This window comes from Micromonospora lutea, from assembly GCF_016863535.1.
Classification (GTDB): Bacteria; Actinomycetota; Actinomycetes; order Mycobacteriales; family Micromonosporaceae; genus Micromonospora; species Micromonospora lutea.
Genome location: NZ_BOPB01000028.1, coordinates 69,734 through 92,003, shown reverse-complemented (window position 1 = coordinate 92,003; position 22,270 = coordinate 69,734). Strand labels below are relative to the sequence as shown.

The window sequence follows — 22,270 nt, the reverse complement described above, 5'->3', positions numbered from 1 at the left end:
TGCCCCCTCCACGGCAGGCCGACGGCCAACCGTTGCATCATACGCAATGCAGCGAGCACCTGGCGCAATCAACTATTGACATCGTTGCATATGGCGCTACGCTCGTTGCAGATTCCAGCTCGGCGACACCCGACCTGTTGCAGGGGAGTGACGATGAGCCAGGAGCCCTGGTTTGGCACTGCCGCCGAAGCGTTGCCGGACGACGACCACAGCGTCCTCATCGGACGGATCTGGAACCCGACCGACGACGGCCCCTCCCCCGTGACCGTCCGCGACGGCGAGGTCATCGACCTCAGCCACCGGTTTCCGACCGTCCGGGACATCTGCGAGCTGCCCGACCCCGCCGCGTCGGTGGCCGGGGCGGACGGGCCGAGAGTCGGCGGCTTCGCCGAGCTACTCGCCAACACCGGCGCCGCACACCGTGACAGCGCCCGGCCCTGGCTCCTCGCCCCCGTCGACCTGCACGCGCTCAAGGCCGCTGGCGTGACCTTCCCCGTCTCGATGATCGAACGCGTCATCGAGGAGCGGGCCCGGGGAGATGCGACGCTCGCGGCGGACATCCGTCGCCGGATGCTCGCCGGCATCGGTGCTGACCTGCACAGCCTGGTCCCCGGCTCGGTGGAGGCGGAGCGACTCAAGGCCCTGCTGATCGCCGAGGGGATCTGGAGTCAGTACCTGGAGGTGGGGATCGGGCCGGACGCCGAGATCTTCACCAAGGGGCAGGTTCTCTCCGCCGTCGGCACCGCCGTCCCCGTCGGCGTGCTCGCCGCGTCGACCTGGAACAATCCGGAACCCGAGGTCGCGCTGATCATCCAGTCCAGCGGCCGGATCGTCGGTGCCACCCTCGGCAACGACGTGAACCTGCGGGATGTCGAGGGTCGGTCGGCGCTTTTGCTCGGCCGGGCGAAGGACAACAACGCCTCCTGCGCCCTCGGCCCGCTGATCCGACTGTTCGACGAGCGGTTCTCGCTCAGCCAGGTGCGCGCACTCGACGTGGGTCTGCGGGTCGACGGTGTCGACGGCTTCCATTTGTCGGCGACCTCGCAGATGGCCCGCATGTCGCGTGACCCGGAGGCGCTGGTGCGGCAGTTGATCGGCCCGCATCACCAGTATCCCGATGGTGCCGCCCTGATGCTCGGCACCATGTTCGCGCCCACCCAGGACCGGGACCGTACCGGCGAGGGCTTCACCCACAAGGTCGGCGACGTGGTGCGGATCAGCTGCCCGGCGCTCGGCACCCTGATCAACCAGGTGCGGCACGCGGAACAGTGCGAGCCCTGGCGATTCGGGGTCCGCGACCTGATGGGCAATCTGGCAAGGAGAGGACTGCTGTGAACGTCACCACCATCGACCCACGCGACGGCCGAGCACGCGCGACGGATCTCACCGAGACGGACCAGTCCGGCGTGGAAACGGCCGCCGGTCAGGCGTCCCGGGCGACACAGTGGCTGATAGACCTGGGCAGGCTCGGCAGGGCGCACCTGCTGGACGCGATCGCCACCTCCCTGGAGTCCCGTCGCGGCGACCTGGTCGCGGCTGCGGAGGCCGAGACCGGGCTGAGCCGCCCCCGACTCGACACGGAACTCACTCGGGCGGCGGTCCAGTTCCGGATGTTCGAGGCGGTGCTGCGCGACGGTGGGTACCTGGAGGCGGCCATCGACCACGCCGCCGACACCCCACTCGGACCGGGACCGGACGTACGGCGGATGCTGGTGCCCCTCGGACCGGTGGCCGTCTTCGGCGCCAGCAACTTCCCGTTCGCCTTCTCCGTCGCCGGCGGGGACACCGCCTCGGCGCTCGCCGCCGGTTGTCCCACGGTCGTGAAGGCCCATCCCTCCCACCCCGTGACGTCGCGTGTTTCCGCCGACGCGATCGACTCGGCCATCCGCGCCATGGGCGGGCCCGGCGGTGTGATCTCGATCGTGTACGGGGAGCAGGCCGGCCGTTGGCTGGTGGGACATCCGGCGATCCGGGCGGTCGCCCTGACCGGCTCCGCCGGCGCGGCCCGCGCCCTCCAGTCGGCCATCGACGAACGGGCCGATCCGGTGCCGCTCTACGCGGAGATGGGCAGCGTGAACCCGATCATCGTCCTGCCCGAGGCGGCCGCCAGCCGGGCAGACCAGATCGCCGACGGTCTGTTCGCCTCCTTCACCAACTCCGGCGGTCAACTGTGCACCAAGCCCGGGTTGGCGTTCATCCCGTCGGACCCGGCCGGTGACCGTCTGGTCGACGCGCTCCGCGACAAGGTGGCCACCTCCGGCGGTGCGGTCCTGCTGAACGAACGCATCCGGGACGCGTACGACCGGGGGGTCGACAACCTCCAGCGGGCCGGTGCCCGTCTCGCGGCACGGCCCCGGATCGACGCGGGCGCGGGTTTCACCGTCGCCGCGACGCTCCTGGAGGTCGAGCTGCCGGGTCTGACCGGCGAGATCGCCGACGAGTGCTTCGGTCCGCTCATGGTCGTGGTCCGCTACCGCGACGTGGCCGAACTCGATGCCGGGCTGAGCATCGTTCCGCCGTCGCTGACCGGGTCCGTGCACCGCGGGCCGGGAGACGACCTCGAGGTCGTACGCAGGCTGGTCGACGTGCTCGCGGCCCGCTCGGGTCGGATCGTCTTCGACGGTTATCCCACCGGTGTCCGGGTGTCCTGGGCCCAGCACCACGGTGGGCCCTGGCCGTCGACGAACGCGGTGCACACCTCGGTGGGTGCCACGTCCATCCGCCGATTCCTGCGCCCACTGGCCTGGCAGGGCGCCCCGGAATGGATCCTCCCCGAAGAGCTGCGGGACGGGTACACCGCCATTCCCCGGCGCGTCGACGGGCGGCTGGAGCCAGGGACCGAATAGCCACGGTTTGACAGGAAGGTGGGCCGATGTCGATGACGAGTCGACCGCTGCGCAGCGGTCAGTGGTTCGGTGCCGAAGGCCGCAACGGGTTCATCCATCGCTCCTGGATGCGTAACCAGGGGTTCGCCGACGACGTCTTCGACGGCCGCCCGGTGATCGGCATCGCCACGACCTGGTCGGAGCTGACCCCGTGCAACGCCCACCTCCGTGAGCTGGCCGAGTCGGTGAAGCGGGGGGTGTGGGAGAGCGGCGGACTGCCGCTGGAGTTCCCGGCGATGAGCCTCGGCGAGCCCCTCATGCGGCCCACGACGATGCTCTACCGCAACCTGCTCGCGATGGAGGCGGAGGAGTTGATCCGGGCCAACCCCCTCGACGGGGTGGTGCTGGTCTCCGGCTGCGACAAGACCACCCCCGGTCTGCTGATGGGTGCGGCCAGCGTCGACCTTCCCACCCTGATGATCACCGGCGGTCCGATGCTCAACGGCAAGTTCCGGGGCCAGGACATCGGCTCGGGCACCGACGTCTGGCGCTTCACCGAGGAACTGCGGGCCGGCCGGATGACCGCGCTCGACTGCGCGGAAGCGGAAGTCTGCATGTCCCGCAGCAGGGGTCACTGCATGACCATGGGTACCGCTTCCACGATGGCCTGCGTGACCGAGGCGTTGGGGGTCCAGCTACCGGGGGCCGCCGCGGTTCCGGCGGTCGACTCACGCAGGTACGCGCTCGCGCACGCCGCCGGACGCCGCATCGTCACCATGGTCGAACAGGATCAGCGGCTCTCCACCGTGCTCACCCGTCACGCGTTCGAGAACGCCATCCGGGTCAACGCCGCGATCGGCGGCTCCACCAATGCCGTCGTACACCTGCTCGCGATCGCCGGACGCGTCGGTGTCCCCCTGTCGCTTGACGATTTCGACACGCTCGCCGCCGACGTGCCCATGCTCGTCAACCTGATGCCGTCCGGCAGATACCTGATGGAGGACTTCGCCTACGCCGGTGGTGTTCCGGCAGTGATGAAGGAGATCGCCCCGCTGCTGCACCTGGATCAGATCACGGTCAGCGGCAAGACCGTGGCGGACGCCATCAACGGCGTCCAGTGTTGGAACCGGCAGGTCATCGGCACTCTCACCGAGCCCTTTCAGCCAGCCGGCTCGGGCACCGTCGTCCTGCGTGGGTCACTCGCCCCCTCCGGGGCGGTGCTGAAGGTCTCCGCCGCCTCGGCTCACCTGCTCACCCACACCGGGCCGGCGCTCGTCTTCAACCAGATCGAGGACTACGCCGTCGCCGCCGACGACCCGGATCTCGACGTCACCCCCGACACGGTCATCGTGGTGCGCAACGCCGGACCACGCGGCTACCCGGGCTTTCCGGAGGTGGGCAACGTGCCCATGCCACGACGGCTGCTCGCCGCAGGCGTCACGGACATGGTGCGGATCTCCGACGCCCGGATGAGCGGCACCGGGTACGGCACCTGCGTGCTGCACGTGGCACCGGAGGCATCGGTGGGCGGCCCCCTCGCGCTGGTACGCACCGGCGACCTGGTCCGCCTCGACGTCCCGGCGCGCCGGCTGGACCTGCTGGTCGACGAGGCGGAACTCGCCGAACGCCGCGCCGCCTGGCAGCCACCCGGGCCGGCCGCCGATCGCGGCTGGGTACGCCTGTACAGCGAGCACGTACAGCAGGCCGACACCGGCGCGGACCTGGACTTTCTCGTCGGTGGCAGCGGCAGCGCGGTGCCTCGGCACTCCCACTGACCCCGCCGTCCGGCCGGGCGCATCCGTTGCCGTGCCGGCGGATGCGCCCGGCCGGGCCGGTCAGTCGGCGAGGGCCCCGGCGGCGCGACCCTCGTGCAGGGTCAGGTTGCGGCCGTCCGACGGGTCGAACAGGTGGATCTTCTCCAGGTTGAACCAGACCCGCCGGTCCTCCCCCTCGGTGACGGTGGACTCCGCCGACAACCGGGTGACCAGGTTCGACCCGGCGCCGCTGAAGTCGGCCGCGCCCGCGTCAGCGGCCAGCTCCTCCAGTTCGGCGGAGGTGGCCCGCTCGCCCTCGACGCTCAGGTAGACGTACTTGTCCGAACCCATCGACTCGACGATGTCCACCGGCGCGGTGAACTCCGCGCCCCGACGACGGGTCTCCTCGTCGATCAGTTCGGCGTCCTCGAAGTGTTCCGGACGGATACCGAGGATCAGGTCCCGAGGAGCGTCGGCCCCCTCCAGCTCGCGGCGGATCCGGTCACCGATCGGCACGTCACCCAACGCGGTACGCAGTCTGCCCTCGTCCACCGTGGCGGTCAGGAAGTTCATCGAAGGCGAGCCGATGAACCCGGCCACGAAGAGGTTGTTCGGGTGGTCGTACAGCTCCTGAGGTGGGCCGACCTGCTGGATCGCGCCACCCCGCATGATCACCACGCGGTCGCCGAGGGTCATCGCCTCGGTCTGGTCGTGGGTGACGTAGACGGTGGTGGTGGCGAGCTGCTTCTGCAGCCGGGACACCACCGTCCGCATCTGCACCCGCAGCTTGGCGTCCAGGTTGGACAGCGGCTCGTCCATCAGGAACGCCTTGGGCTGCCGGACGATCGCCCGGCCCATCGCCACCCGCTGCCGCTGCCCGCCGGAGAGGTTGGCCGGCTTGCGGTCCAGCAACGGGGTCAGCTCCAGAACCTTCGCCGCCTCCTCCACCTTCCGCGTGATCGTCTCCTTGTCGAGCTTCGCCAGCCGCAGCGGGAACGCCATGTTCTCCCGCACGGTCATGTTCGGATACAGCGCGTACGACTGGAACACCATGGCGATGTCCCGGTCGCGGGGGGCCTTGTCATTGACCCGTTCCCCGCCGATGCGCAACTCACCGGAGCTGATGTCCTCCAGGCCGGCGATCATGTTGAGCGTGGTGGACTTGCCACAGCCGGAGGGGCCGACCAGGATGACGAACTCGCCATCGGCGATCTCCAGGTCGACGTCGCGCACCGCGATGGTGCCGTCCGGGAACTTCTTGCTCACCTTGTCGAGCACGATGTCAGCCACGAGTAGTCACCTATCCCTTGACGGCGCCGGAGGTCAGGCCGGAGACGATGCGACGCTGGAAGAAGAGAACGAACAGGATGATCGGCACCGTGATCACCACGGCGGCGGCGCAGATCGCGCCGGTCGGGTCCTCGAACTGCGAGGCGCCGGTGAAGAACGACAGCGCCACCGGCACCGTGCGCGAACGCTCGGTGGAGGTCAGCGAGATGGCGAACAGGAAGTCGTTCCAGCAGAAGATGAAGACCAGGATGGCGGTGGTGAACAGTCCCGGTGCGGCCAGCGGGGCGATCACCCGCCGGAACGCCTGCCCCTGGGTGGCACCGTCCATCTTGGCCGCCTTCTCCAGGTCCCACGGGATCTGCTTGAAGAACGCCGACAGCGTGTAGATCGCCAACGGCAGCGCGAAGGTGATGTACGGCAGGATCAGCCCCGGCCAGGTGTCGAAGAGACCGAGCTGCCGCTCGATCTCGAACAACGGCGAGACCAGCGACACCTGCGGGAACATCGCGATCAACAGGGAGACGCCGATCAGCATCCGCTTGCCGGGGAAGTCCAGCCGCGAGATCGCGTACGCGGCCATCGCGCCGAGCACGACGGCGATCGAGGTGGCGATCAGCGCGATGCCGATGGAGTTGACCAGCGCCCGGACGAACTGGTCGGTGGCGAAGATCGTCCGGTAGTTCTCCAGCGTCCACTCCCGAGGGATGAACTTCCCGTCGGTCAGCGTCGCCGGCGTCTTGAACGACAACGACATGATCCAGAGCACCGGGGTCAGCGCGAACACGACCACGGCGAGGTCCAGCAGCCCCCAGCGCACCTTGGCCCGGGTGGTGGTGTCAGCCATGTCAGCGCCTCTCCCCGTCGTCGCTGCCCGGGGCAGCGGTACCGAACAGCTTCACGAAGATGAACGCGATGATCGCCACGGTGATGAAGATCAGCACCGACATCGTCGACCCGATGCCGAGGTTCAGACCCCGGATCAGGTTGTTGTAGGCGATCATCGACACCGACGAGGTCTCGTTGGCCCCCGACGTGAGCACGTAGATGTTGTCGAAGACCCGGAACGCGTCCAGGGTGCGGAACAGCAGCGCCACCAGGATCGCCGGCTTCATCACCGGCAGCATCACCTTGGTGAACCGCTGCCAGGCGGTCGCGCCGTCGGTGGAGGCGGCCTTGAGCAGATCCTCCGGCACCAGTGCCAGACCCGCCATCAGCAGCAGCGCCATGAACGGCGTGGTCTTCCAGATCTCCGCCAGCATGATGATCGCCAGCGAGCTGGCCCGCTCGGTCAGCGGCGCCCCGTCGGAGAAGAGGTTGGCCAGATACCCGGTGCCGGGCGTCCACGCGTACCGCCAGGAGAAGGCGGCCACCACCGTGACGATGCCGTACGGGATCAGCGCCGAGGTCCGCACGATCCCCCGCCCGACCAGCGTACGGTGCATGATCACCGCGAGCCCCATGCCGAGCACCAGCTCCACGGCCACGGTGACCACCGTGATCAGCATGGTCACGCCGAACGCCGTCCACCAGAACTCGTTGGTGAGCACCGTGACGTAGTTCTCCAACCCGATGAACTCCCGCTCGGCGGGAAAGCGCAGGTCGTAACGCTGCAACGACAGCCACACCGAATACAGGATCGGATAGGCGGTCACCGCCAGCATGACCAGCGCCGCCGGGGCGCAGAGCAGCCAGCCCAGCTTGCGCTCGGCCCGCTTGTTCTCACTCAGCGGCACCTTGCGGCGTCGGTTGTCCCGCTGCGCGGGCACCGTGGCGTGCCGACCGCTGCGGCTGTCGGTGCCGTCGGCGGCCACGTCCGCGCCGGCCGGGGTGGCGTTGATGCTCATGCCGCCCCTCCGCTCCGCTGCGGGCCGGCCTGAGGCATCGGCGCACTGAACTCGATGGTTCGCTCGCTACGCTCGCTCACGGCAGGACTCCCCTCGACTCCAGGGCGGCGGCGATCGCCTCGCGCAGCTCGTCGGCGGTCGCCTGCGGGTCGATCGACGACGGCGGCGACAGGATCGCCGAGGTCACGGTGGAGATGCTCTGGTACGCCGGGGTCAACGGCCGCACCGCCGGGTCCCGCAGCTGCTCGAGAATGGTTTCCTTCATCGGGTACGCCTCGTCCATCTCCGGGTCGTCGTAGACGCTCTCGATGGTCGGCGGCACCCCGTCGTTGATCGCGGAGAACTTCTGGTTCTCCGCGTTGCGCAGGCACCGGGCCACCTCGAAGGACTCCTCCGGGTGCTCCGAGTACCGGCTGACGGCGAGGTTGATCCCACCGATGGTGACCCGGCCCGGAGTGTCCGCGTTGACGCCGGGCACCCGGGCCCAGGCGACCTTCTCGGCCAGTTCCGGGTTGGCCTCCTGCATCGCCGGATAGACGAAGGGCCAGTTCACCTGGAATGCGCCGTTGCCGCTCTGGAACTCCAGCCGCACCGGGTCCTCGGTGGCATTGCTGAACGACGGTGAGGTCACCCCGGAGGTGGCGAAGTTCCGCAGCACCTCCAGCGCTCGCACCGCGCCGTCGTCCACCAGTGCCTCGGTGCCGTCGTCGTTGAGAATGTTGCCGCCGGCGCTGGCCACGAGGGTGTTGTAGAGCACCACGAGTCCCTCGTACTGGGCACCCATGGTGAGCACCTGGTGCGGCTGGCCCTGCTCCCGCAACCGCTGCGCCATCGAGATCATCTCGTCCCAGGTGGCCGGTGGCTCGGGGACCAGATCCTTGCGGTACCACAGCAACTGCACGTTGGTGTTCTTCGGCGCGGCGTAGAGCTTGTTCTCGTACCGGGCGGTCTCCAGCGGGCCTTCGAGGGTGCCCTGCTCCACCTCGGCACGGTCCTGGCCGGTCCACTCCAGGATCCAGTTCGCGCTGGCGAACTCCTGTGTCCAGGTCACGTCGAGACCGAGCACGTCCATGCCGTTGTCCTCGGCGGCGAGCCGCCGGACCATCTGCACCCGCTGCTCGTCGGCCTCGCGCGGCAACACCCGGTTGACGATGCGGTACCGTCCGTCGGCTTCGGTGTTGCACCGGTCGACCACCTGCTGGAGGTTCTGCTCCGGCGGGTAGTACAGGTTGATCGTCGGCACCCCGCCGTCACCGCCGGAGGCACACGCCGCCATCGGCGCCACCAAGGTCAGCGCCGCAGCCGTCGCCGCCATCCGTACGCGGGGCCGACGCCGACCGCCGCCCGGATCACTCCGCTCGCTCATGACCCTCCCCTCGTTCTCCGCCAAACAGCCGGGGAGATCTCCGTGCCCCGGCGCACGGCGAGACGGTCAGGGCGTTGACCTGCGACTCGGCACCCCTGCGTTTCGTGGCTGCAACACTGCCCGGCCGGTTGAGCCGCGAAACCTGCCCGGGTTGAGACGCCCTAAACACCGAACTGTGTGGTCCCCGTCACGCCGGCCGTGCCCGGGACGCTCGGCCGCCGAGGACGGCGGGCGGCGGGCGTAGACCAGCAGGGCAGCAGGGCAGCGAATGTGCTGCCGACCACGACCGAGATGGCGAGGCCTTCGCCGTTCGGCCAGCGGTGTTCCGGAGGGCGGCTGTCGGTGCCAGCCGGCATGATCGGGCGAATGATCGCACGCTTCAAGGACCTCTGCCTCGACACCGTGGACGCGCACGCCCTCGGCGGATTCTGGGCCCGGGTGCTCGACGGGTACCTCGTCGACACCGGCGACGGCGACACCCGGATCGACCCGCGTGCCGGCTCCAGCGCCGAGTCGATCTGGGTCAACCAGGTGCCCGAGCCGCGTACCGTCAAGACCCGCGTACATCTTGACCTGCGGTTGGCCGAGGCGAGCCCGGCGGCGCTGTGCGACGCCGGGGCGCGACTGGTCCGCGAGCCGGACTCGGAGATCAGCTGGTGGGTGCTGGCCGACCCCGACGGCAACCTGTTCTGCGCGTTCGCCCCGGGCGACGAGACCCGGCCCGGGCCGTTCGAGCTGGTGGTGGACTCCGCCGACCCGGCCGCCCAGGCCAACTGGTGGGCCGGTGTCGTCGGCGGCGAGGTCGAGGTCAGCGAGGAGGGCCACGCCTCGATCACCGGCGCGGCCGGTTTTCCCTGGGAGTACTGGGTCTTCGACCCGGTGCCGGAGCGCAAGAGCGTCAAGAACCGGATGCACTGGGACGTCGACCTGGTCGGCCCCGAGCCGACCGCGCTGATCGGGGCCGGGGCGGTGCTGCTGCGGGAGCCGGACGACGCGGTGTCCTGGTGGGTGTTGGCCGACCCGGAGGGCAACGAGTTCTGCGCCTTTCCGGCGCGGGAATGACCGGCCGGTGCTTCCGAGCGGCCGTCAGGTGCACTAGCGTTTTACCCGCTTCGCTGCCAGCGCGTACGCCGTCGCCGTCGATACGCCACCGGTCGACCCCGACCCGCCCAATCGGTTGGTTCTCGCGGGAACAGCCCCTCACCGGCATACCGGTTGGGCAGGATCGTCCCCAACGAGGAGGTGCCGCCGTGGTGCAGGACACCCGCGCTCTCACCCTGACCTTCGAGGTGAGCGGCCTGCCACCGGTCAAGACCGAAGCGTTGTCCATCTTCGCCGCCGGGCATCGGCAGGCGACGAGGGTACGCGCCCTGCTCCAGGCCGCCTGCGCGGCCGCGCAGGAAACCGGCTGGACCCCGCTGTCCGGCCCGATCGAGATCGACCTGACACTGCGCTGCCCGCCGGGGCACCGTACCTCCGACGCCAGCACCCTGCTGGGCGGGGTGTGTGCGGTGCTCCAGGACAAGAAGCGGGTTTCCAGCATCGGCCTGGCCCACCTCGGCGTGCTGGTCGACGTCGCCCTCTACGACGACGACAAGCAGATCCGCCGGCTGTCCTACCTGGAGCAACCGGCCGAGGATTTCTCGTATCAGGTGCGCGTCGCCGCCGTACCGGACGGGGTTTGACCTACGGCAGCGGTGGGGTACCGCAGCCGCCGACGAAGGGAGCGCCGATGTCGGAGCCACATGTCACGCTGGAGCCCCGCGACCCGGTGCAGGAGAAGCTGCGCGGGCCGCTGGAGGAGCAGCTGACCTCTGCCCTGCAGGTGGCCGCCGATCGGGTGCGCGACAGCTACGCTGGCGAGCCGGTGGAGCACGTCTGTCAGCGACTGCTCGACGAGACCCGCGTCGGGTTGCATCCCGACATCGCGGCCGGGTTCGAACCCGACATGGACGAGTTCTGCCGGATCGCGGTCGCCATCGTGCGCGGCGAGACCACCTGACGTCCCCCGCCCGGTCGCGCCGACCGGCCGAGGTCAGGACCGGGCCATCCGCTCCGGTCCTGACCTCGGCCGGGCATGGGCTCGCCCGGCGTCCCCTTGGTGATCAGAAGTGGCGCAGCAGGTCCGGAAAAGCGGCCAGGTGCAGCACACCGACGTCCGCCGAATCCAGCTCGTCCTGCTCCAGCACCCAGGTGTTGGCGTTCGGGATGAACACCGCGTTCCAGCCGGCAGCCCGGGCCGGCAGGATGTCCGAGCGCGGCGAGTTGCCGATCATCCAGGCGCGATCCGGGTCCAGGTCGTGTTCCCGGGTCAGCCACCGATAGGTCTCGACGGACTTCTCCGGGACGATGTGCGCCGCCGTGAAGTGGTGCAACAACCCGCAGGCGTCCAGCTTGCGCTGCTGCTCCGCGCGCTCCCCCTTGGTCAGCAGCAGCAGCTCGTGCCGACCGGCCAGCTCGTCCAGGGCATCGGCCACCCCCGGCATCAGCTCGACCTGGTGGGTCACCAGCGCCACCGCCAGTTCGGCGATCTCACGGCGCTCCGCCTCGGTCGCCGGGCGCTGACGCAGCCGTTCCAGGCAGTCGCGCAGACTGCGCAGGAAGACCTTGCTGCCGTACCCGTGGGTGACGGCGTTGGCCCGCTCGATCACCTCGCGGACTGTAGGCGACCCCCACCCGACGGACGACCGAATAATTCTTTGATCGTCTGCATTCCAGTGACCGTCGGGTTGGCGTGTCGGATCACTGGAATGCAGACGATCATCGGCTCAGGCGGGGGTGAAGACCACCCGGGAACGAATCCGGCGGAAGCCGGTCCGCTCCAGCTCCGCCACCACAGCCACCCGGTGCGCGTCCACGTCGGCGACCACCTCGTGCGCCCCGCCGCCGGCCAACGCCGCGACCGCGTCGGCCAACAGCTCACCCAGCACCGAGTCGTTCAGCAGACCCAGGTAGGCGATCATTGGGAAACAGGCGTCGGCCGTCGGCCCCGCCAGGCCCACCGGGTCGTCACCGTCGAGCGCGACGCGCCAGCTTGCGGGCGGCGTACCGGTCAACCAGGCCAGCGGATCGCGGGCCAGGTCCACTCCGGCGACCATCCGGGCGGTCTCGGCACCGGTCAGCACCACCGGCTCGGTGACCCGGGCCACCAGCGCCTCGATCTCTGCAGCGTCGACGGCCGGACGGAACGAGAACCGGCCGGACGCAGTCGGCAGCGGCCCGCCCGTCCAACTGAACCTGATCCGCTCCCCCCGCTCGACCAGTCCCGCGAGTCGGGCCGCGGCCATCGACGCCTCGGCGACGGCCCGCACCTCGGGTTGCCGACGCCAGTACGCCGGCAGGGCCGCGTGGTACGTCTTCGGCCCGCCGAGCGCGTCGTGCGCGGCGCGCAGCAACGCGGCACCGACCTGCGCCACCGGCTCTGCGCCACCGACCGACTCTGCGCCACCGACCGGCCCTCCGGCACTGACCGGCCCTCCGGCGCTCGCCGCTTCGGCGGTGTGTGCGAGGTCCAACTCGAACCGTTCCAGCCACGGCTCGCCGACGGACCCGGGTGGCAACAGCCACGCGGCGCGACCCACCACCCGGCCGCCGCGTAACGCGATGAAGGTGTGCTCCGGCCGGTAGCCGCCGCCGGCGATCCCGTCGGCGTAGCTGATCTGCCGCAGCTGCGGCAGCGGGTCAGGCATCGAGTCGAACAGTTTCTCCTCGCCCGCGACGAGCGGGCGGACGACCAGATCGGTCATGGCGGATCCTCCGGGACAGCGACGCCCCGGGTCAGATCCGCGTGGACGCCGGGCCGCGGACGGGGCGCAGAACATCGGACATTGTCCTGACCTCCCCTCCCACTCGACGGCGTACCAGCCAACCTACCCCCACCCCCACCCACCCCACAGCCCCCGGGGGTGGGTGGGGGGTCAGTAGGGGTTGAAGAGGTTCTTGCTGAGCAGGTGTTCGCGGTGGTCCTGGGTGTCAGGGCGCAGCCGGCCGCCCCGGGTGAGCATCACCATGCCGTGCAGCAGACTCCAACCCAACTCGGCGAGGATGTCGGCGTCGCGGCCGGCGGCCAGGGGCGTCAACGCGGCACGCAGCTCACCGAAGGTGGCCGCGACCGTCTCGGGAACCTGCTCCGCGCCGAGGGTCAGCTCCGGCGTGTGGGCGAACATCGCGTCGTAGACCTCGGGATTGGCGTACGCGAAATCCAGGTACGCCGCCATCACCGCCGGCCAGACCTCCCCCGGGCGATCGACAGCCGCATGTGCATCGGTCAGTGCGGCGGCCAGGTCGGCGAACCCCCGCACCGCGACAGCGGCGACCACCGCGTCCCGGTCGGCGAAGCGCTGGTAGAGGGCACCGAGGTCGACGTCGGCGCGTTCGGCGAGCCGCCGGGTCGTCACCGCGGCCAGGCCCTCCGCCTCGGCCAACTGCCAGGCGGTGGCGACGATCGCGTCGCCGTCCCGCGCGGTGTCTGGTTCGTCTGCTCCGGACACGTCGCCGATGCTAGCCCTGCCCCACGCAGGGTCATTGTGTCGCGACGGATTGGCGACTGAAGGCGGGTCAGTGCTCAGCTGAGCCGAGCAGCGTCGCCCCGGTCAGCGGCGCAGGGTTCAGCGGCGCAGGGTGAGGATGAGGTCGGCGACCAGGGCGGTCCAGCCCGTCTGATGCCAGGCGCCCAGGCCGGCGCCGTTGTCACCGTGGAAGTACTCCGGGAAGGCGATCAGGTCACGCCAGTCCGGGTGGGTCTGGAAAAGCTGCGCCGCACCGTAGATCGGCCGGCGTCCCCAGCCGTCGCGGGTGAACAACGCGATCAGCCGGGCCGACAGGTCGTCGGCGATCTCGTCGAGGGTCTTCTTCACCCCCGACCGGGTCGGGTACTCCACCTGAAGGTCGTCGCCGAAGTACGCGGCGTAGTCCCGCAACGCGCTGATCAACAGGAAGTTGGTCGGCATCCAGATCGGCCCGCGCCAGTTGGAGTTGCCGCCGAACAGGCCGCTGGTCGACTCGGCCGGCTCGTAGCCGACACAGAACTCCTGCCCGCCGAGGGTCACCGCGAACGGCTTGTCGAGGTGGGCGCGGGACAGCGTGCGCAGCCCGTACTCGGAGAGGAACTCGTCGGTGTCCAGCATCCGGGCGAGCAGCCGGACCACCTGTTCCGGGCCGCACATGGACAGCAGCCGCTGCTGCCGTCCGTCCGGGCCGAGACGCCGGCCGCCGACCACTGAGGCGTACTCGGGCCGGTTGGTCAGGAACCACCGCAGCCGAGCACTCAACTCCGGCAGTCGACGCAGGGTCCGCGCCGACAGCCGGGTCACCGCGGCCAGCGGCAGCAGGCCCACCACCGACCGCACCTTCAACGGCACCTTCGTGCCGTCGGCCAGCCGCAGCACGTCGTAGAAGAAGGCGTCCTCCTCGTCCCACAACCCCTGGTCGTACGCGGCCGCCGCGATGTAGGCGAAGTGCTCGAAGAACTTCGTCGCGGTGTCCACCCAGGTGTGGTCGTGCTCGGCCAGCACGATGGCGATGTCCAGCAGGTTCAGCGCGTACATCGCCATCCAGCCGGTGCCGTCGGACTGCTCCAGCACGCCCGCGACCGGCAGCGCCGCGGAGCGGTCGAACGGGCCGACGTTGTCCAGCCCGAGGAACCCGCCCTCGAAGACGTTGTTGCCGCCGGTGTCCTTGCGGTTGACCCACCAGGTGAAGTTCATCAGCAGCTTGTGCATCATCCGGGCCAGGAAGTCGTGGTCCCGCCGGCCGTCGATCTCGAACACCTTCAACGCCGCCCAGGCGTGCACCGGCGGGTTGACGTCACCGAAGGCCCACTCGTACGCGGGGATCTGGCCGTTGGGATGCAGGTACCACTCACGTAGCAGGAGCAGCAGTTGCTCCTTGGCGAAGCCGGGGTCCACCCGGGCGATGCTCACGCAGTGGAAGGCCAGGTCCCAGGCGGCGTACCACGGGTACTCCCACGGATCGGGCATGGAGATCACGTCGAAGCTGGTCATGTGCCACCAGTGGCTGTTGCGCCCGTGTCGGCGACCGGCCGGCGGGGTCGAACCCGGATCACCCTCCAGCCACCGCTTGACGTCGAAGTGGTAGAACTGCTTGCCCCACATCAGCCCGGCGATGGCCTGCCGGGCGATCAACGCCTCGTCGGCGCTGGCCTTGGGCGGGATGACCCCGTCGAAGAACCGGTTCGCCTCGGCGCGACGGGCCCACATCACCGCGTCGAAGCCGTCTCCCAGATCGGCGGGCGACGGCGAGGCGTCGCCCGGCGGCGGGGCGGTGCGGGTCAGCCGCAACCGGATCCGTCGCTGCTCACCGGCCGGCACGTCCAGCACGTAGTGCAGCGCCCCCTTGGTGCCCTCCCGACGCGGGTTGACCGTGTCCGCGCCGTCGACCACATGGTCGTTGATGCCGTCCTTCGGGTACGGGGTACGGCTCGGCAGCCCCCACAGCCGCTCGGCGTTGGTGTCGTTGTCGCAGAGCAGCGGCGTCGGATCGCCGTCGCCCTCCAGGACGATCTGGCCGAGCACCCAGTGCTCGCCGACGAGCCGCCGCCCGGACCCGACGATCCGGGGCACCCGGTCACCGCCGGGCAGCCCCCATGCCCAGGTGTTGCGGAACCACAGGTGCGGCAACACATGCAACCGGTCAGCCTCGTCACCGCGGTTGGCCACGGTCACCACGACGCACATGTCGGTCGGCCCGGCCTTGGCGTAGTCGACGGTCACCGCCCAGTACCGGTCGTCGTCGAAGATGCCGGTGTCGACCAGTTCGTACTCCGTGTCGTCCCGGCCACGTAGGCCGTTGACCGCCACCAACTCGTCGTACGGGAAGGCGGCCTGCGGGTAGTGGTAGCGCCACCGCATCCAGGAGTGGGTGGGCGTGGAGTCCTCGTACCACCAGTACTCCTTGGCGTCCTCGCCGTGATTGCCGCCGTCGCCACCGAGGCCGAACATCCGCTCCTTGATGATCGGATCGCGTCCGTTCCACAACGCGAGGGCGAAACAGAAGGTCTGCCGGTCGTCACACACGCCCGCCATACCGTCCTCGGACCACCGGTAGGCTCGGGACCGCGCATGGTCGTGGGGAAAGTAGTCCCAGGCCGTGCCGTGCTCGCTGTAGTCCTCCCGTACCGTCCCCCACGCCCGCTCGGACAGATAGGGACCCCATGCGCGCCAGTCCTGCTCTCCGGCGTCGGCCTGGGCGAGCCGGAGCCGCTCGACGTCGAGGGCCGGGGCGGAGGACGAACCGTCACTGATCACTCGAACATCTTCGACGCCGCCGGGGTACTTCACCACAGCGGCCATTGTCGTCGTGTCGTGTTACACCTCGCCGCGATGGAGGAAAGTTGATTGAGATCCGCTACGGCTCGCAGGTCTGTGGCGAGCTGACCAGCGCCGCCAGCCGCGAGTGGCTGGTCCCCGACGGCCGGGGCGGATACGCCATGGGCACCGTCGCGGGTCTGCGCACCCGCCGCTACCACGGCCTGCTGGTGATCCCGGGAGAAACCCCGGCCTCCCGCAAGGTGGGACTGGTCAGTCTCGATCCGGCGGTGCTGCTGCCCTCCGGCGCCCGGGTGCGCCTCGGCGCGCACGAATGGGCCTCCGGCGACGTGGACCCGCGCGGCTTCGAGCTGCTGGAGCGCTTCGACCTGACCGACGGGTTGCCGCGCTGGCGGTGGCGCGTCGGCGACGTGGTGATCGAGCGGGAGCTGGCCATGCTGCCCGGCCGCTCCTGCGTGGCGGTGGTGCACCGGTTGATCAGCGGTGGCCCGGTCGAGTTGGAGTTGGCCGCCGCCTGCACCTGGCGCGACGCGCACGGCGAGCGGCGCGGCGACGGGCCACCGCTGCGGATGGACCCGGTCGACGGCGGCGCGGTGATCGAGGGCGCGTACCGCCTCTCCGGGCCCGGCTGGTCACCGCAGGGCCACTGGTGGCGGGGCGTGTACCACCGCGAGGAGGCGGCGCGGGGCCTGCACCCGGAGGAGGACCTGTGGTACGCGGGCCAGTTCCGTGACACCCTGCACCGTCGCGGTGACACGCTGTCGGTGCTGGCCTGGGCACACGATCCGGCACCGGCACCGCCGCCGGCCGTCGAGGTGGTCGCGGCGGCCCGACGACGCAACCGGGACGTGGTCGCGGCGGCCCGGCCCGCCGACGACGTCGAGGCGACCCTGGCGCTGGCCGCCGACGCGTTCGTGGTGCGTACCAGGGACAACCCGGTCGAGGTGGTGGCCGGCTACCCGTGGTTCGGTGCCTGGTCGCGGGACACGATGATCTCCTACGAGGGGCTGTTCCTGCGTACCGGCCGGGCTGATCTGGGCCGTGAGCTGCTGCGCGCGTACGCGGGGACGCTGTCGGAGGGGATGCTCGCCAACACCGCCGACACCGGGCGGGTCGAGTACAACACCGTCGACGGCACGTTGTGGTTCCTGCACGCGGTCAGCCGGCACGTCACCGCCACCGGTGACACCGACCTCGGCGACGAGCTGCTGCCGGCGCTGCGCGCGGTGATCGACGCCCACCTGGCCGGCACCCGGTACGGCATCGCCGTCGACCCGGCCGACGGGCTGCTCACGTCCGGGGTCCCCGGTGCCGCGCTGACCTGGATGGACGCCCGGGTGTACGGGGTTCCGGTCACCCCCCGCCACGGCAAGCCGGTCGAGGTCAACGCGCTCTGGGTCAACGGGGTGGCCGGGGTCGCGGAACTGGCCGAACTGGCCGGGCAGGACGCCGACGGGCTGCACCGACTGCACGAGCGGGCGGTCAAGGCGTTCCGGGACCGGTTCCCCGCCCCGGCCGGCTGGCTGCACGACGTGGTCGACGCGCCCGCTCCGGCGTACCCGCTGGGTGGTGCCGCCCATCACGACGACGATCTGCTGCGCCCCAACCAACTGCTGGCCTGGTCGCTGCCCTTCGCGCCGATGGAGCCGGATCCTCAGGCGCTGGGTCGTCTTGGCGTCGGGCTGCTCACCCCGCTCGGCCCGCGCAGCCTCTCCCCCGACTCTCCCGGTTTCCTGGGCCGGCACCGGGGCGGGCCCGCCGAGCGGGACACCGCCTACCACCAGGGCACGGTCTGGCCGTGGCTGATCGGCCCGTACGCCGACGCCAGCCGGCGGGCCGGCCTGCCGGTCAACGACCTGTTCACCGGTCTGGAGGCGCACCTGAGCGAATACGGTCTCGGCTCGGTCAGCGAGACCGCCGACGGCACGGCCCCGCACACCGCCACCGGATGCCCCTTCCAGGCATGGTCGGTCGCGGAGTTGCTACGCGTGCGCCGGTAGCGCTTTACACCCCCGCAACGGTTACGTCTCCGCTGGTTATCCAGCCACGACCAGGATTGGTTCCGATCCAGCCGCAACGCCGACGCCACCCGTCAGGGGGCTTCTGACGGGGTGCGCGGAGACAACTCGAAGGGGGCGCGTATGTCACCGGACGCCGACGTGATCGACATCAACCCCGCACGCTCGCAGCGGGTGCTGATGCTGTCCTGGGAGTACCCACCTGTCCTGGTCGGCGGCCTGGGTCGGCACGTGCACGCGCTGTCGGTGGCCCTGGCCGCCGCCGGTCACCAGGTCACCGTCGTCACCCGCCACGCCGACAACGCACCCCTGGAGGAATACCTCGACGGCGTACGCATCGTCCGCGCCGCCGAAGACCCCGTCACCTTCCCCCTGGCCACCGGATCCCTACTCGCCTGGACCATGGCCTTCAACCACACCCTCACCCGCACCGCCCTACGCGCCACCGCCACCCACACCTACGACGTCATCCACGCCCACGACTGGCTCGTCGCCCACACCGCCATCACCCTGCGCGACCACCTCGACCTCCCCCTGATCACCACCATCCACGCCACCGAAGCCGGCCGACACCAAGGCTGGCTACCCGAGGAGATGAACCGCACCATCCACGGCGTCGAACACTGGCTCAGCAACGCCTCGAACCGGGTCATCACCTGCTCCGGCTACATGCGCGAACAGGTCACCACGCTGTTCGGCACGCCCGGGCACCGCGTCGACGTGGTACCCAACGGCGTCGACGACCGGGCCTGGCGGGCTCGGCCGCGCGCGGTCTCCTCGGCCCGCGCCCGCTTCGCCGGGGACGGGCCGCTGGTCGGGTACGCCGGCCGCCTGGTCTACGAGAAGGGCGTACAGCACCTGATCGACGCCGTGCCGAAGCTACGCGCGCGGCACCCCGGGCTGCGGGTGCTGATCGCCGGGGACGGTCCCTTCCGCGGCGAGTTGGAGGACCGGACCCGTCAGCTCGGGCTCACCGGCACCGTGCGCTTCGCCGGCTTCCTCGACAACACCCAACTGCCGGCGGTACTCGGCGCGACCGACACGACGGTCGTGCCGAGCCTCTACGAGCCGTTCGGCATGGTGGCGTTGGAGGCCGCCGCAGCCGGGGCACCACTCGCCGTGGCCCGTACCGGTGGGCTGGCCGAGATCGTCGAGTCGGGCGTCACCGGCGTCACCTTCCCCCACAGCGACCCGTCGGCGCTGGCCGACGCCGTGGGGCAACTCCTCGGCGACGAGATCTTCGCCCGGCGGGTCGCCCGGCAGGCACGCTGCATGGTCGGCCGACGGTACGCCTGGGCCACCATCGCCGCCCGTACCGCCGACACGTACGCCACGGCCTGCCGTGATCACGCCGCGCCGCAGTTCCGGCGCGCCGCCGCCGAGATGCCCGGGCGTCGGCAGACGATAGCCATTCCAGACGGCAACCTGCTCGCGGTGGGAGGGGCTGCCTCCTGAATGGACCCGCGCGGCAGTTAACCCCCTAGGGTGTACGCCGGACAGCGGCGGATGGGGGCAGGTATGCCAGTGGCGATCGCCGGCCGGTACCGGCTGCTCGATCTGGTCGGGCGTGGCGGGATGGGCACGGTCTGGCGGGCCGAGGACGAGCTGCTGCACCGCCAGGTGGCGATCAAGCAGGTGGTGTTGCCGGCCTGGCTCGGCGGTGACGAACTGGACCAGCTGCGCGCCCGCACGCTACGTGAGGCGCGTACCGCGGCCCGGCTCAGTCACCCCAACGTGGTCCGCGTCTACGACGTGGTCTCCGAGTCCGACGCGCCGTGGATCGTCATGGAGTACGTCCCCTCACGCACTCTCCAGGACCTTCTCGACACGGACGGACCGCTGTCGCCGCAGCAGTCCGCTCGGATCGGTCTGGCGCTGCTGGACGCGCTGCGGGCGGCGCACGATGCCGGGGTGCTGCACCGCGACGTCAAGCCGGCGAACGTCCTCGTCGCCGACGACGGTCGGGTGCTGCTGACCGACTTCGGGCTGGCCGTCTTCGACGGTGGCGATCAGACGATGACCGGGCCGGGCACCATCCTGGGCTCGCCGCAGTACGTCGCGCCGGAGCGTGCCGCCGAGGGGGTGTCCAGCGAACCGGCAGACCTGTGGTCGCTCGGCGCCACGCTGCACGCTGCCGTCGAGGGTCGCGCCCCCTACGCTCGCAGCACCGCCATGGCGACGCTGAGCGCACTGGCCTGCGCACCACCGGACCCGGCACCGCACGCCGGGCCGCTGTCGGCGGTGCTGGCCGGGTTGCTGCGCCGCGACCCCGCGCACCGGATCGACCACCGGGAGGCGCGCCGCCGGCTGCTGGCCGCGGCCGGGTGCGATCCGGCCGACGAGCCCGAGCGGGCAGGTGAGGACACCGCTGCCCTTCCCCCGGCCGGCGGGCCACCGTCGCCCACTCCGCCCGCCGACACCGGGGAGGCGACGCCGGAGGCCGAGCACCAGCGGAGGGTCCTGGTCCGGCCGTGGGCGTGGGCGGCGGTCGCCGTGTTGGTCGCCATGGCGGCCGGGATCGGCACCGCGCTGACGGTGGTGGGCAGCGGCGCGGACCAGCCTGATCCGGGGGCGCAGAACCCACCGTCGTACGACGTGGGCCCATCGGGTCCGGCAGGCTCGATCCCGCGCGACGAACGACGTCCACCCGGCCCCCCGCCCGGCGGCCTCGCCCCGCCGCCACTGCCCTGCGTACGCCCGTGGGTCGACGGCGCGGCGCTACCCACCGCTCCGGCCCGGCGGGGCGACGAGTTCCGGCCGCCCGCCGGGTGGGTGTGGCACGCCAACGCGGGCGGCTTCCGGGTGGCGCTCCCCGCCGACTGGCGGTACTTCCGCGACGACGACGTGTCCTGCTTCCAGGACCCGGCCACCGGTCGCGTGTTCACCGTCGCGGACAGCGCCGGCACCACCACCGGGTCGATCACGCGACTCACCTCGGTACGGGACCGGGAACTGGCAGGCGGCACCCTCCCCGGCTACCAGGAGTTCCGCCTCGGCCGCATCGGCGACGCCGCCGAGTGGGAGTTCGGGTGGCTGACACCGCACGGTGACCGGCTGCGCGCCATCCAGATCGTGACGGACCATCCGACCCGGGGCCGCACCTGGACGTTGAGCTGGATCACGCGCGAACCGGACTGGACGGACGCGGCGAGCGAGCGGGCGACCGTCCGGCTCAGCTTCCGACCCGACCGCTAGTGCGGCACGTCGCGGCCCGGTGAACGTCTCCGGACGCCGCGCCAGAACACGACCTCACGGGACGCCGTTAGTCTCGGAGCGTGGAACCGGACCGGTACGACGACACTGACCAGCTGCGAGTCTCCGACCGGGAGCGGGAGGAGGTCGTGGAGCTGCTCGGCAAGGCGACGGCCGAAGGCCGGCTCACCCTTGACGAGTACACCGAACGGGCCGGCGTCGCTCACGCCGCGCAGACCCGTGGCGAACTGGCCAGGGTCACCAGGGACCTGCCGGACGCGGCGGCCCGTCCCGCACCGGGCGGGCTCGTTCCCGCGCCGGAGAAACTCCTGGCCATCTTCGGCAACGAGGTTCGCAAGGGCGCGTGGCCGGCACCGGAGCGCATCGAGGCTCGGGCGGTCTTCGGCGACTGCCGGATCGAGCTGCACGAGGCCAGGCTGCCCGGGCGGGTGATCCGGATCGAAGCGGAAGCGATCTTCGGCAACGTCACGATCGTCGTGGCGGAGGGCACCGATGTCCGGCTCACCGGCAGCGCCGTCTTCGGTAGCAAGCAGTCCAAGCTCAGCGGCCCGGTCGCTGCGGGCGCACCGGTGATCGAGGTGCACTGCCGCGCGATCTTCGGTGACGTGACCGTTCGCGCGCCCCGCAAACGCTGGTGGTGACCCCGCGGTCCGGTCCGTGCCGCCGTCCCATGG

The 22,270-nt window shown here is 70.7% G+C and carries 17 protein-coding genes and 1 pseudogene; 10 read left to right on the top strand and 8 right to left on the bottom strand.

All coding sequences use genetic code 11. The features are described 5' to 3' along the window. The first annotated feature begins 153 nt into the window (after positions 1-153). The 3 genes from Vlu01_RS22280 to Vlu01_RS22270 are packed head-to-tail and all read left to right on the top strand — an operon-like array spanning position 154 to position 4,600. Positions 154-1,335, top strand: coding sequence for a fumarylacetoacetate hydrolase family protein (locus Vlu01_RS22280; RefSeq protein WP_204002794.1), 1,182 nt, complete (start codon positions 154-156; stop codon positions 1,333-1,335). Next, positions 1,332-2,846 carry an aldehyde dehydrogenase (NADP(+)) gene (locus Vlu01_RS22275; protein WP_204002792.1) on the top strand — a complete coding sequence of 505 codons (1,515 nt, stop codon included), beginning with the start codon at positions 1,332-1,334 and terminating at the stop codon, positions 2,844-2,846. Before Vlu01_RS22280 ends, Vlu01_RS22275 begins: the two co-directional genes overlap by 4 nt. Before the next feature lie 26 nt (positions 2,847-2,872). Then, complete coding sequence (locus Vlu01_RS22270; protein WP_204002790.1) at positions 2,873-4,600, top strand: IlvD/Edd family dehydratase; 1,728 nt, start codon at positions 2,873-2,875, stop codon at positions 4,598-4,600. Positions 4,601-4,660: 60 nt separating this feature from the next. Here Vlu01_RS22270 and Vlu01_RS22265 read toward each other — a convergent pair whose 3' ends face one another. The 4 genes from Vlu01_RS22265 to Vlu01_RS22250 all read right to left on the bottom strand — a co-directional run bounded on the left by Vlu01_RS22265 (position 4,661) and on the right by Vlu01_RS22250 (position 9,079). Continuing rightward, positions 4,661-5,869: an ABC transporter ATP-binding protein gene (locus Vlu01_RS22265; RefSeq protein ID WP_204002788.1), complete on the bottom strand. Its 1,209-nt coding sequence runs from the start codon at positions 5,867-5,869 to the stop codon at positions 4,661-4,663. A 10-nt stretch (positions 5,870-5,879) separates the two neighbouring features. Continuing rightward, positions 5,880-6,713: a carbohydrate ABC transporter permease gene (locus Vlu01_RS22260; protein WP_204002786.1), complete on the bottom strand. Its 834-nt coding sequence runs from the start codon at positions 6,711-6,713 to the stop codon at positions 5,880-5,882. 1 nt (position 6,714) lies between these two features. After that, entirely contained in the window at positions 6,715-7,713 is a 999-nt protein-coding gene (locus tag Vlu01_RS22255; RefSeq protein WP_239096051.1) for a carbohydrate ABC transporter permease, read from the bottom strand. 76 nt (positions 7,714-7,789) lie between these two features. Further along, positions 7,790-9,079 carry an ABC transporter substrate-binding protein gene (locus tag Vlu01_RS22250; RefSeq protein ID WP_204002783.1) on the bottom strand — a complete coding sequence of 430 codons (1,290 nt, stop codon included), beginning with the start codon at positions 9,077-9,079 and terminating at the stop codon, positions 7,790-7,792. 366 nt (positions 9,080-9,445) lie between these two features. On the opposite strand from Vlu01_RS22250, the gene Vlu01_RS22245 reads away from it, so the two are divergent. The 3 genes from Vlu01_RS22245 to Vlu01_RS22235 all read left to right on the top strand — a co-directional run bounded on the left by Vlu01_RS22245 (position 9,446) and on the right by Vlu01_RS22235 (position 11,081). Continuing rightward, positions 9,446-10,141 (top strand): VOC family protein, encoded by a 696-nt coding sequence (locus Vlu01_RS22245; protein WP_204002780.1) that lies wholly within the window; start codon positions 9,446-9,448, stop codon positions 10,139-10,141. Positions 10,142-10,332: 191 nt separating this feature from the next. After that, positions 10,333-10,764 carry a RusA family crossover junction endodeoxyribonuclease gene (locus Vlu01_RS22240; protein ID WP_093407610.1) on the top strand — a complete coding sequence of 144 codons (432 nt, stop codon included), beginning with the start codon at positions 10,333-10,335 and terminating at the stop codon, positions 10,762-10,764. Positions 10,765-10,811: 47 nt separating this feature from the next. Continuing rightward, on the top strand, positions 10,812-11,081 hold the full coding sequence (locus Vlu01_RS22235; protein ID WP_204002778.1) for a hypothetical protein: 270 nt from the start codon (positions 10,812-10,814) through the stop codon (positions 11,079-11,081). Between the two features lie 103 nt (positions 11,082-11,184). Here the strand turns inward: Vlu01_RS22235 and Vlu01_RS22230 are convergent. The 4 genes and pseudogenes from Vlu01_RS22230 to Vlu01_RS22210 all read right to left on the bottom strand — a co-directional run. Then, positions 11,185-11,742 (bottom strand): annotated as a pseudogene (locus Vlu01_RS22230) (HAD family hydrolase); the annotation flags it as partial. Positions 11,743-11,847: 105 nt separating this feature from the next. Beyond that, positions 11,848-12,825, bottom strand: a complete 978-nt coding sequence (locus tag Vlu01_RS22225) for an acetyltransferase (protein WP_204002776.1) — start codon at positions 12,823-12,825, stop codon at positions 11,848-11,850. Positions 12,826-12,996: 171 nt separating this feature from the next. After that, positions 12,997-13,569 (bottom strand): TetR/AcrR family transcriptional regulator, encoded by a 573-nt coding sequence (locus Vlu01_RS22215; protein ID WP_204002772.1) that lies wholly within the window; start codon positions 13,567-13,569, stop codon positions 12,997-12,999. Between the two features lie 117 nt (positions 13,570-13,686). Then, positions 13,687-16,389, bottom strand: a complete 2,703-nt coding sequence (locus Vlu01_RS22210; RefSeq protein ID WP_204002770.1) for an MGH1-like glycoside hydrolase domain-containing protein — start codon at positions 16,387-16,389, stop codon at positions 13,687-13,689. A 41-nt stretch (positions 16,390-16,430) separates the two neighbouring features. Here Vlu01_RS22210 and Vlu01_RS22205 point away from each other — a divergent pair, with 41 nt between their 5' ends. From Vlu01_RS22205 to Vlu01_RS22190, 4 genes are all read left to right on the top strand, one after another. After that, positions 16,431-18,365 carry an amylo-alpha-1,6-glucosidase gene (locus Vlu01_RS22205; RefSeq protein ID WP_204002769.1) on the top strand — a complete coding sequence of 645 codons (1,935 nt, stop codon included), beginning with the start codon at positions 16,431-16,433 and terminating at the stop codon, positions 18,363-18,365. A 141-nt stretch (positions 18,366-18,506) separates the two neighbouring features. Further along, the gene (locus Vlu01_RS22200) at positions 18,507-19,838 is read left to right on the top strand and encodes a glycosyltransferase family 4 protein (protein ID WP_204002767.1); all 1,332 of its coding nucleotides are present in this window, start codon (positions 18,507-18,509) and stop codon (positions 19,836-19,838) included. Between the two features lie 63 nt (positions 19,839-19,901). Further along, positions 19,902-21,578: a serine/threonine-protein kinase gene (locus Vlu01_RS22195; protein ID WP_204002765.1), complete on the top strand. Its 1,677-nt coding sequence runs from the start codon at positions 19,902-19,904 to the stop codon at positions 21,576-21,578. An 80-nt stretch (positions 21,579-21,658) separates the two neighbouring features. Next, entirely contained in the window at positions 21,659-22,237 is a 579-nt protein-coding gene (locus tag Vlu01_RS22190; protein ID WP_204002763.1) for a DUF1707 SHOCT-like domain-containing protein, read from the top strand. Positions 22,238-22,270 lie beyond the last annotated feature (33 nt).